Below are 1,599 nucleotides of genomic sequence, written 5' to 3' on the forward strand. Positions count from 1 at the left end.
TATGCTCGCTGCCGGTTCCAGCGGCTACCCATTTCCGTTGTTCCTGTTGGCCGCCTTGCTGGCCCGGGGCGTGCGTTATTTCGGCCTCGCCTTGCTGGTGCACCTTGCCGGAGACGCGGCCCTGTCATTGTGGCGGCGCCACGCACGCCCCATCGGCGTGCTGGGCATCGCGCTATTTGGTATCTGGGCATATCTACAAGTGACAACGTAAGCACTTACACAACCCCGCCACGCTCATCAACTTGTTAAGTAACCTTTAAGCCAAACGATGCACTCTATCCTCAACGTCCTTCGTCGAGGGTAGAGCGATGCATGAGCCACGCAGTCCTCATTCCATTACCGCAGCGCTGTCACCACTGACTTGGCGCGAAGCCCATACGGGCGAGCGCGCCGAGTTGGAAGCCTTCATCGTCAACGGTTACGCCCGCGAACACGGTGCCACCCTGAGCCACTTCCAGCCACGCCTATTCGGCCTGTGGCAGGGGCCAACCCTGCAGGCAGCGCTGGGGATACGCCATGCTGGGCGTGACACGCTGTTCCTCGAGCGCTATCTGGATGCACCGATCGAGCAGTGTCTGGCTGAAGTGCTCGACCATACGGTCTCGCGCGACCATGTCGTCGAGGTCGGCAGTCTCACCACGCTGCGCCGTGGCCTGTTGCGACCACTGATCGTGACGCTGATCGAGACCCTGGTCGACGAAGATATGCAATGGCTGACGTTTACCGCTACTACTCAGGTCCGTAACGCCTTCCGCCGACTGGGACTGGAAGCCTCACCGCTAGTCGAAGCCGATCCGACTCGCCTGGGCCAGGAAAGCGCCGACTGGGGACGCTACTATACCAACGCTCCGATAGTGATGGGCGGCGACATGCGTCTCGCCTGGCGGCACCTACAGACGGGCAATGCCGGAACATCGACCACGCTAGCCAGGCTTCCTGCGCTTGAACGAGCATCACTGGTGGCCCCGTCCAGGCACGGCGACCCTCTCGTGGGGTGCAGCAATGCCTGAGCGCTTATATCACCACCTCATCGACCTGGCACGGTCACAGCCAACGCTTATCGTGTTTGAGGATGCCCAGCAACAACTGAGCTATGCCGCGCTGATTGACGAGGTCGACGGCCGCATCGCGCGGCTGAAAGCAGCCGGAGCCGAGCGTGTAGGCCTGGCGTTGGACAACGGCACCGACTGGGCGCTCTGGGATCTGGCGCTAATGTTCGCCGGCTGCGTCAACGTCCCATTGCCGGGCTTCTTCTCGGCCGCGCAACTCGCCCATGTGACCAAGCAGGCCGGACTCGATACGCTAATCGGGCCACCCGAACTCGTCGCGTCGCTGGGCTTTGCGCCAGGCATCGACACCACACTGTATCGGCGCCGGGTCGACGCCGTGCCAGCGGTACCCGACGGCACCATCAAGATCACCTTCACCTCGGGCACCAGCGGCACTCCCAAGGGCGTATGCCTAGACGCCGAGGCGCCGCTGCGCGTCGCCGAAAGCCTAGCCACTGTGGCTACCAGCTGTGGCGTGAAACGCCACCTCGCCATGCTGCCACTAGGCACACTGTTGGAGAATATTGGCGGCCTCTACGCACCCTTATGG

Annotated in this window: 2 protein-coding genes and 1 pseudogene; all 3 read left to right on the forward strand. The window is 62.6% G+C overall.

What is annotated here, in order from left to right; all coding sequences use genetic code 11:
* A pseudogene (locus tag OP496_RS17655) lies at positions 1 to 211 on the forward strand (DedA family protein); the annotation flags it as partial.
* Between the two features lie 97 nt (positions 212 to 308).
* Positions 309 to 1,010, forward strand: a complete 702-nt coding sequence (locus OP496_RS17660) for a thermostable hemolysin (RefSeq protein ID WP_280565213.1) — start codon at positions 309 to 311, stop codon at positions 1,008 to 1,010.
* A partial coding sequence (locus OP496_RS17665; RefSeq protein WP_280565215.1) for an AMP-binding protein occupies positions 1,003 to 1,599 on the forward strand: 597 nt, incomplete at its 3' end. The genes OP496_RS17660 and OP496_RS17665, both read left to right, overlap by 8 nt.

The sequence above is a fragment of the Chromohalobacter sp. 48-RD10 genome, from assembly GCF_029889785.1.
GTDB lineage: Bacteria > Pseudomonadota > Gammaproteobacteria > Pseudomonadales > Halomonadaceae > Chromohalobacter.